7 protein-coding genes are annotated in these 9,556 nt (G+C 70.8%); 4 read left to right on the forward strand and 3 right to left on the reverse strand.

The window, feature by feature from the left end; genetic code table 11:
* Positions 1-45 precede the first annotated feature (45 nt).
* Together Acor_RS36690 and Acor_RS36695 are read right to left on the reverse strand one after the other, a co-directional pair.
* Complete coding sequence (locus tag Acor_RS36690) at positions 46-1,419, reverse strand: hypothetical protein (RefSeq protein ID WP_155341379.1); 1,374 nt, start codon at positions 1,417-1,419, stop codon at positions 46-48.
* 101 nt (positions 1,420-1,520) lie between these two features.
* Positions 1,521-3,266: an acetyl/propionyl/methylcrotonyl-CoA carboxylase subunit alpha gene (locus Acor_RS36695; RefSeq protein ID WP_155341380.1), complete on the reverse strand. Its 1,746-nt coding sequence runs from the start codon at positions 3,264-3,266 to the stop codon at positions 1,521-1,523.
* A 215-nt stretch (positions 3,267-3,481) separates the two neighbouring features.
* On the opposite strand from Acor_RS36695, the gene Acor_RS36700 reads away from it, so the two are divergent.
* The gene (locus Acor_RS36700) at positions 3,482-3,754 is read left to right on the forward strand and encodes a WXG100 family type VII secretion target (protein ID WP_155341381.1); all 273 of its coding nucleotides are present in this window, start codon (positions 3,482-3,484) and stop codon (positions 3,752-3,754) included.
* On the opposite strand, the gene Acor_RS36705 is transcribed toward Acor_RS36700, so the two are convergent.
* Positions 3,751-8,460, reverse strand: coding sequence for an FtsK/SpoIIIE domain-containing protein (locus Acor_RS36705; protein ID WP_155341382.1), 4,710 nt, complete (start codon positions 8,458-8,460; stop codon positions 3,751-3,753). The genes Acor_RS36700 and Acor_RS36705 overlap by 4 nt on opposite strands.
* 340 nt (positions 8,461-8,800) lie before the next feature.
* Between Acor_RS36705 and Acor_RS36710 the strand changes: the two genes are divergently transcribed.
* The 3 genes from Acor_RS36710 to Acor_RS43690 all read left to right on the forward strand — a co-directional run.
* Positions 8,801-9,109, forward strand: a complete 309-nt coding sequence (locus Acor_RS36710; protein ID WP_155341383.1) for a hypothetical protein — start codon at positions 8,801-8,803, stop codon at positions 9,107-9,109.
* Complete coding sequence (locus Acor_RS36715; protein ID WP_155341384.1) at positions 9,106-9,360, forward strand: hypothetical protein; 255 nt, start codon at positions 9,106-9,108, stop codon at positions 9,358-9,360. Before Acor_RS36710 ends, Acor_RS36715 begins: the two co-directional genes overlap by 4 nt.
* Positions 9,361-9,370: 10 nt before the next feature.
* On the forward strand, positions 9,371-9,556 hold a 186-nt coding region (locus Acor_RS43690), incomplete at its 3' end, for a hypothetical protein (RefSeq protein WP_218034710.1).

Raw genomic sequence — 9,556 nt, forward strand, 5'->3', positions numbered from 1 at the left:
CACCAAGATTGTCCCATGGCCGCTTACATCCCCCTTGCAACCGCCTTACCAGTCGCCGCCCCCGAAATCTCCGCCGCCGAAGTCGCCGCCGCCCCAGTCGCCACCGGAGTCGCCACCGCCGCCCCAGTCGCCGCCGCCGTCAGCGGCCGCGCCGTCGGCGTAGCCGGCGCCGTACCCACCCATGCCCCAGCCGCCGAAGGCGCTGCCGAGCATGGTGCCGACCAGCATGCCGGTCAGCAGGCCGCCGCCGTCGAACCCGCCGTAGTACCCCGACGCATACGGCTGGTAGGCCGGACCCGCGTTCCAGTACGGCGCACGCTGCCCGTTCGGCAGCACGACCTCACGCATCTGCGGGTCGAAGCCACGCTCGATCGCCTGGGCGTCCATCGCGCAGGCCGGCACGTCCCGGAGCGCGCCGCCGGGCGGGGCCCAGCGGACATTCCGGACCGACGGCCCGTGCTGCGGGTTGAAGAAGCAGGGCGCCAGCCGCTCCGGCACCGGCAGCTGGTTGACCTTGGCCTTGACCACGGCGAGCGCGTAACGCCCGTCCTCCAGGGTGGCCGTGACCGTGCGTAGCTCGTCGGGCCGCTTGGTCGCGGCCAGTTCGCTCTTGGCCTTCTCGTAGGAGTCGAGCGCGTGCTGCCAGTCGGTGTCGGTGCCCGCGGCGGGCAGCATCCGGGCGTCCAGGTCCAGCGCGGTGATCTCCTCGCCGAACTTGGTCACATCCTCCTCCACCGTCACCTTCACGGCGGCGAGTTCGGCGGCCGCCTTGGCCTCACGCTGCCGCTTCATCCGGCGCGAGATGATCCACAGGCCACCGCCGCCGACCACGGCGACGCCGAGCAGCCCGTACCAGATCGCGGCTGAGCCCGCGCCCGGGTTGGCCAGCGAGTTCGGGCCCTGCGCCTTGCGCGACTCGCCGCCGACGACCAGGTTGACCCGGTTCACGAAGTCCTGCATGCCGGTGACCACGTCGCCGTTGTGGGCGGTGGCCAGGTTGGCCAGGATGGCGGGGGCGTCGGCCGGGATCGCCGAGGAACCGGCGAACAGGCTCATCCCGTCCAGCACCGTCACCGTCGCGGCCGAACGCCCCGCCTTGTCGAGAGCGGCGATCGCCTGGGTGATGAACTGCCCCGCCTCGGCCTCGGTGACCGAGCCGTCGGGGAGCGCCACCGCGTAGATCTTGGACTTGGACCCGCGCAGGGCCTCGCGGACACCCGACTGCTGCTCGGAGGTGAGCGGCGAACCGGACAGCACGAAGAGGGGGTCCTTGGCGTTCTGCCAGTGGGAGAGGGCGGTGGCCACGTCGGGTGGAGCGGCGGCACGCGCCGCGGGACTCAGCATGAGCAGCGCTACCAGGCCGACGAACAGAGCCGCCGCAGCGGCCCCCACGCGGCGCAGCGGATGGGTGTTGGTCACGGCTTTCAAGCCTCCTTCGCCCTTCAGGACGAACGGCGAGTCGCGATGGTTCCTCACGAACCACCGTATCCGCCGAACGGGGCGCCCACGCACTCGTCCGGTCACGCGTCTTTGATCTCGCAGATGACCGACCCCGCGGTCACCGTGTGCCCGACCGCCGCCACCAGGCCCGTGATCGTGCCGGACTTGTGCGCGGTCAGCGGCTGCTCCATCTTCATCGCCTCCAGCACCACGATGACATCCCCGGCGGCCACTACATCCCCGTCCGCGCTCACCACCTTCACGATCGTCCCCTGCATCGGGCTGACCAGCGCGTCCCCGCTCGCCGCCGCCTTCTTCGCGCCGCCACCCCCGCGCCTGGGCGCCTTCCTGGCCTCGCCCGGGTCGGTACGGCTGCCGAACCCGGCCGGCAGCACCACCTCCAGCCGTTTCCCGCCCACCTCGACCGTGATCCGCTCCCGCGCGTCAGGCTCGGCCACGTCGGCCGGGCCCTCGTACGGCGGGATCTGGTTCACGAACTCCGTCTCGATCCACCGGGTGTGCACCGCGAACGGCTCGCTGGTGAACGCCGGATCGGCGACCACCGCCCGATGGAACGGCAGCACGGTCGGCATGCCGTCGATCTCGAACTCGGCCAGCGCCCGCCGGGCTCGCTCCAGCGCCTGCCGCCGGGTCGCGCCGGTCACGATCAGCTTGGCCACCAGGGAGTCGAACGACTGCGGGACCGTCATCCCGGCCTCGTAGCCGGAGTCCAGCCGTACGCCGGGGCCGCTTGGGGCGCGCATCGACAGGAGGGTGCCGGGCGCGGGCAGGAAGCCTCGGCCCGCGTCCTCGGCGTTGATCCGGAACTCGAACGAGTGGCCGCGCAGCGCCGGGTCGTCGTAGCCGAGCGCTTCGCCGTCGGCGATCCGGAACATCTCCCTGACCAGGTCCACGCCCGCGACCTCCTCGGTCACCGGGTGCTCCACCTGGAGGCGGGTGTTGACCTCCAGGAACGAGATCGTGCCGTCCTGCCCGACCAGGAACTCGCAGGTTCCGGCGCCGACGTAGCCGGCCTCGCGCAGGATGGCCTTGGAGCTGTCGTAGAGCAGGGTCAGCTGGCTTTCGGTCAGGAACGGGGCCGGGGCCTCCTCGACCAGCTTCTGGTGGCGGCGCTGCAGTGAGCAGTCCCGGGTGCTGACCACGACCACGTTGCCGTGCGCGTCGGCCAGGCACTGGGTCTCCACGTGGCGGGGGCGGTCCAGGTAGCGCTCCACGAAGCATTCGCCCCGGCCGAAGGCGGTGACGGCCTCGCGGACCGCCGATTCGTACTGGTCCGGGATCTCGTCCAGGGTTCTGGCCACCTTGAGGCCGCGCCCGCCGCCGCCGAAAGCCGCCTTGATCGCGATCGGCAGGCCGTGCTCGGTGGCGAAGGCGACCACCTCGTCCACCCCGGAGACCGGGTCCGGGGTGCCCGCAACCAGGGGCGCGCCGACCCGCTGGGCGATGTGCCGGGCCTGGACCTTGTCGCCGAGCGCGGTGATCGCCGACGGTGGCGGGCCGATCCAGGTCAGGCCCGCGTCCAGGACCGCCTGGGCGAAGGCCGCGTTCTCGGCCAGGAAGCCGTAACCGGGATGCACCGCGTCCGCGCCGGTCTGCCGGGCGACGGCCAGCAGCTTGCCGATGTCCAGATAGGTCTCCGCCGGGCTCTGGCCGTGCAGGGCATGGGCCTCGTCGGCTGTTCTCACATGCAGTGCGTCCAGATCCTGGTCCGCGTACACCGCCACGCTGCCCAGACCCGCGTCCGCGCACGCGCGGGCGATCCGCACGGCGATCTCGCCGCGATTGGCGATCAGGACCTTCTCCACTGGAGCTCCTCCCCTGAACACACCCTGACATGGGGAGTGTAAGCAGCGGCTTTGTGGTTTCACGATGCCGCCCCTTGCTCAATGCGCCCCTATACGCAGCGCAGTTCCGGGCGGCGTCCCCCAAAAGGCACTTATAGCGAGAACGCATAACCGAGGCAATTCCCGACCACGAGATCTACGGTGAGGGCGCCCATACCTCGGCGAAGGGAAACGAGATGAGTCACAGCTTGCTCGGCGGCGACCCCGCGGAAATGCAGAGCATGGCCGCGCAGTTCACCCAGCAGGCAGATCAGGTCCGGGCGACCATGGCCGCCCTGGACCGCGAAGCGGCGAAGGTCGGCACCGTCTGGACCGGTGCGGGAGCGCAGCGCTTCCGGGATTCCTGGCAGAGTTACCGCGCGGCTTTCCAGCGCATGTCCGAAGAGCTCAACGAAGCGTCCCGGGTGATCAACACCTACCGAGGAAACATCGAGTCGGCGACACGCTAACTCGGGTTCGGGACGGCGGCCTGGATGGGAGTGGCACTCCCCGACACAACCAGCAGGCCGCGCCCCGGCGGGCCCCCGGTCGCGCCCCTGGGCAGCCGGACGTTGAACAGATCCCCGTCCGCCGGGCTCTGCACCGCCAGCAGCACGCCGGTCCGCGCCTTGCGCGCCTCCGCCACGAAGCCACGGTAGGCCGCGGCCAGATCCCCCGTCGTCCCGGCGATCAGCAGACCGTGCTCGCCGTCGCGACCGGTACGGAGGATCTCGTCCAGCGCGGAGCCGAGGGCCGAATCCGGGGAGATCAGCTCGGCGTCGTCGACGATGACGACATACCGCTCCTGCTCCGCGAGCACCTTGAGCGGGTCGATCGCGCCCGGCAGCCCACCGAACCCGTCGTCGGCGGCTTCCGCGCGCAGGCTGCGCGCATTCCCGTCGAGTACGGCCAGGACGCCGCGGAGCTCACGCAACGGGCTGCGGCGGGGGGCGATGACCAGGACGGGGACGTTCCGGTCGAGGAAGGACTGGGCCGCGGTCAGCAGCGTGGACGAGCGGCCGGATCTGGCGGGCCCGGCGACGACCGCGGCCGGTCCGTGGGCCAGCAGGTCGAGACCGCTCGGGGTGAGCGCGTCGCCGCCCGCGCCGATCAGCGTCCACAGCGGGGACGGCGGGGTGAAACCCGGGGTCAGGTCCATGACCTGGTCCGCGGTGATCCTGGTGGGGAGCGCGTCCACGCGCAGCGGACGCTGGTGCCGGGGCTCGCCGCTCGTGCGTGCCAGCGCCTGAAGCGCGGCGACCTGCGCCGGCCCGGACGGATCATCGGCGAGCAGCGCGATCTGGCTCTCGACGACCCCCTGCTCGGTCATGGACAGCGCCCGGCCGTTCGGCATGGCCGCCGGAAGATTCTTCGCGGGTAACCCCGCCAGGCCGTAGTCCGCCTGGTCGGCCATCCTCAGAATCAGCCGATCCTCAAAGACGGTCGAGATCTGCCCAAGCAGCCCAGAACGGTCCGAAGTGACCACTGCCCGCAACCCCACGGCCGGGCCTTCCCTGAGCAGCTGAAGCATGGCGTCCAGCAGCCGGCCGTAGTCGTAGTTCTCGAAGGCGGCCACGTAGCCTTCCCAGCGGTCCAGCATGAGAATCAGCCACGGCTCCCGGAGCCCACCCGCCCGCGCCTCCGCCAGTGACGCGTAACCGGCATCCGCCAGAACATGCTGCCGGCGGGCCACCTCGGCCCGGAGCCGGGTAAGCAGCCGTTCGACCCGATCCAGCTGGTCCCGGGTGACGACGGCACCACAGTGCGGCAACGCGACCAGCGGCAGCAGAGCACCGGACCCACAGTCGATCACATGCAGATGCACATCGTCGGGAGCCGCGTGCGCGGCGATCGACCCAGCGATCGTGCGAAGCGCCGTGGATCGCCCGCTCCGCGCGGTCCCCGCAATCAGCAGATGCCCGCTCCCCAACGCCAACGGCCGCGTGCTCTGCGCCCACGGCAAATCAGAAACCCCAAAGGGGATCTCGTAACTCGCGACGTGATCCTGCGCCGTGAGGTCCCTGCGCGCGGAGCCTGTTTGCGCCGGGTCTATGTGCGCGGAGGCTCCATACGCTCGATCCTCGTGCTGGGGCTCCCCATACTCTGTATCCCGGTACGCGGAGTCCTTGTGCGCGAGGTCCTCGTGCGCTGACCTGCCATGCGCGAGGCCGCTGTGCGTTGACCCGTCGCGGGCCAGGTCGCTGTGTGCTGACCCGCCACGCGCGAGGTCGCTGTGCGCTGACCCGTCGCGGGCCAGGTCCCTGTGTGCTGACCCGCCATGCGCCAGATCCCTGTGCGCTAACCCGTCACGTGCCAGGTCCCCGTGCGCCGGATGCCCGTGCGCCGGGTCTTCATGTGTGGGGCCTCCGAAAGCTGGGCCTCTGCGAGCCGAGTCCTGCTCGGCGAAGCCACGACGTGCCGCGCCTCCGTGCTCGGGGTCGCTGTGGGCGGAGTCCCCATGACCTCGAACTCTGTTCGAATCCCCCCCTGTGAGGTCGCCAGATGCTCGGTTGCGGGGTGATGGGTCCTTGGACCTGGGATCTCCAGAGGTGGGGTTTCCACGGGTGCCGTCGTGGCGCGGCAGGTCGTGTGGGTTCTCGGGTGGGGCTTCTTGGAGGTGGTCGCTTGGCGCTGGGTTCAGCTGGGTGGGGGCTGGGTTGGTGCGGGTGGGGTTTCTGGGGGTTATCGGGAGGGTTAGGCGGTCGGGGAGTGGGGGGAGCCAGGGGCTTGGTTGGCGGGGGATTGAGTGGGTGACGGTGCGGACGTGGTCGACGAGGCGGGAGAGGTCGGTGGTGCCGGAGGCTTCGATGGTTTTGGTGGTTAGGGGGTGGCCTAGGGCGGGCCAGGGGAGGTCGGTGATTTGGACTTCGGTGGTGGGGTTGGTGCCGCCGGGGGCTCGGCCGCCGATTCTGGCCGCCTGGATGGCGATGGCGGGGGTGGAGCCGGAGCGGATGTAGCAGCGGCCGGGGATGGTTTTGGGGATGTGGGCGGCTTCGGGGCCGTCGATGACGTCGGCGGATTCGTGGGTGTCGGTGACGCGGAGGGCGATGCGTAGGGATGTGTTGGCCTGGATGTCGGCGGTGACGACGCCGCCGGGGCGCTGGGTGGCGAGGATGAGGTGGATGCCGAGGGAGCGGCCTCGTCTGGCGATGTCGACCAGGCCGTCCACGAAGTCGGGGAGTTCGGCGACCAGGGCGGCGAACTCGTCGATGATCAGCACCAGGCGGGGGAGCGGGGGGAGTTGACGGCTCTGGGTGGTTCGGGTCGCGGCCGGGCTGGGCCGGTCGAACAGGCCGGTGACCTTGCTCTGGGTGACGCCGGACGCGCCCAGGACCCAGGTGGTGCCGCGCTCGGCGGCGTCCCGGGACTCCAGGTAGTCCTCGATGTCCTTCGCGCCCGCGTCGAGGAGAAGACGTTCTCGGCGGCGGATTTCGGCCGCCAGGGAGGTCAGGGCGCGCTGGGTGAGGTGGCCGTCCAGGTCGCTGACCATGCCGACCGTGTGGGGCAGGCGGACACACTCTTTGAACGCTGCGCCGCCCTTGTAGTCGATCAAGACGAATGTCATCTCGTCGGGGCGGTTGGCCACGGCCAGAGAGCTGATCAACGTCTGGAGAAGTTCGGACTTGCCGGCGCCGGTGGTTCCGGCGATCAGGGCGTGCGGGCCGTCGCGGCGCAGATCCACCGTGTACGGCCCTTCGGGGCCGACGCCGAGGACGGCGCGGGTGTCCCGGCTGGGGGGCTTGGTGAGGTCGATCAGGTCCAGGAGGCGGGCGGAGTCGGGCAGGGCGGTGGCCGCGTCGTCGCGGCTGACGTCGCGGAGAGGGGCCAGCGCCCGGGCCATCCGGTCCACCCAGCGGGTGGAGACCTGGTCGGCGCGGATCCGGCCCAGGGCGTCCAGACCGCCGCCACGGAGGCGGAGAGTGCCGTTGGGGGAGCAGGAGACCACCGTGGCGCACTCCTCCGGGAGCAGCGCCTGGTCGTCTTCGATCGCGATCGTGAAGACCCCGGCGGGCGGGCCCTGGCGCAGGACCTGGGGCATGCCGGGGAGGCCGCGCAGCACTTGGGCGCCGTCGAGCACGACGAGGACGTCGTAGGGCCGCTCGTCGTAGGTGCCGAAGGAGGGTTCCGCGGGGCGGGGAGTGCCTCGGCCGAGTTCGTTCCAGCCTGCCGGGCCGCCGCTGAGACGGCCGGGACGGAGGAGCGGGGCGTTCTCCTCGTCCAGGCGTTCGGTGATCAAGGCGGCGAGTTCGGCGACCCGGCGGGCGGCGGCTTCCGGGTCGGCTCCGATGAGGGCGACGCTGTCGGTGACGTGGGTGACGCAGTGGGGAAGCCAGCGGACCCACTGCCAGTGGTCGGCGCCGTCCGGGTGGGCGGAGAGGACGACGATGGCCAGGTCGCGGGGGCTGTGCAGGGCCGCCGCCTGGCCGACCAGCCAGCGGGCCGTGCCCAGGGCGGCCCGCCTGGGCCCGGTCACGCCCGCCACACCAAGGCGGCGCATGGCCAGGGCCACCGGGACGTCGCGGGCGGTCGGCACGTCCTTCGTGGCCGGCTCGAACTCGATCTCGGCCGGGAGGTCGGCCAGGCCGACGCGGAGGCGGAGAGCGTCCTGGTCGTGGGTTCTGCGCTCCCACAGGCGGCGGCGGGGGCCGGTCGCGGTCAGCAGCAGTTCGGCGGGGTCCGGGGCCGCCGCCCGCCTGGCCTTCTCATCCTCGATCCTGGCCGCGTCGACGCGCCTGGTGAACTCCTCGGTGGCCTGCTTGTACTCCTTGAGCGCCTGCCGGTGCTGCTTGCGGCCATGGCGGCGGTCGCTGGCCCACTGGCCGATCATGATCACAGGAGTCATGAACGCCATCAGCAGGAAGTACGGGGATTGGAAGGCGATCGCCATGGCTACCCCGAAAACGGCAGGGAGAAGCGCGGCCAGCAGCTGGAGCCGCATTCCTTCGGCCCGCTTCGGCTCCTGCGGGACGGCGAAGGTGATGGTTCGCTCCGGTACGTGCAGGCGCGGTGGCCGGTTGTAGGCGAGCCCGCCGTCGGGCAACGCGTCCAGGTGTGCGTCCGGCGGCTCGATGGCACCGATGGAGAAGACCGAATTCCCGCAGGCCAGCATGACCCCTTCGCCCCAGGCGACCGCCTCCTGCACCGGTTCCCCGTCCAGCGTCGGAGGCTTGCCCATGGGTCCACCCGCGCTCCCTGAGGGAAACCGGGACCCGCTCCCCGAGGCCGCCCAATCGTCGACCGGTGATTCGGACGTGGACCACGAATCAATGCCGGGACCGTTGGCCGAAAATCCGGCCCTGGAAAGGTCCGAAGGCCCAGATCTCGGATCAGCTGTCGGGCGCTGGCCCGGGAGCCTGGCTGCGAACCCGGATGGGTCTGTTGATGATCGGGGTGTGGATCGTGGGTCGGTTGCCGGGGGTTGGCCGGAGAGCCTGGATGTGAACCCGGATGGGTCCGTCGTTGGTCGGGGTGTGGATCGTGGGTCGGTTGCCGGGGGTTGGCCGGAGAATCTGGATGTGAACCCGGATGGGTCTGTTGACGACCTGGGCGTGGATCGCTGGTCAGTTGCTGGAGACTGGCCGGAGAACCTGGATCTCGAAGGGTCCGTCGAGGATCTGGACGAGGGCCCCTCGGCTCTTGGAGCCTCGGTCGTCGAGGATGGGCGGGATTTGGTTCCTGAGGTGGGGCTGGATGACGGTGATTTGAAGGAAGATCCGGCCTCCACGGTGATGCCGGACGGGATGAGGCGGATGACTGCTGCCTCGGGGCCCAGGGTTGGGTCTGGGACGGTGATCGCGCAGGCGGGGTCTGAGCCGATTACGTGAGTTCCCAGGCCAAGGCGGTGTACGGCACCTGCGCCGGGGCCGCCGACGATGCGGAGTTCGACCATGCCGGCGGGTTCTTCGATGACTGTTTCAAGGGCCGAGCGGCGGTCGAGCGCGATGCGGTCGCCTTCGCGGAGGAGGCCGAAGACGCGGGCGGTCGGGTCGAGGCGTTGGCCGTCGAGCCAGATCTCGATGTGGGTGGGTTCGGGGGGTTCGCGATCCATGCCGTAGGGGGCCCGGGCGCGCGGTAGCCGCACCACGTTGGAAGGCCGGGAGTTCGGGCTTTCCAGGGCTCTGGCCAGGGCGGCGATGGTGGTGCTGTCGTCGCCTTCGACGATGACGTCGCGGCTGGCGGTGGGCCCGGGGGTGCCGACCACGGTGATCGCTATCCGCATCTGCGGCTCCAAGGGGTGGGGGGCGGGGTCACGGTACAGAATCGGGCTGGGG

The organism is Acrocarpospora corrugata, from assembly GCF_009687845.1.
Taxonomy (GTDB): domain Bacteria; phylum Actinomycetota; class Actinomycetes; order Streptosporangiales; family Streptosporangiaceae; genus Acrocarpospora; species Acrocarpospora corrugata.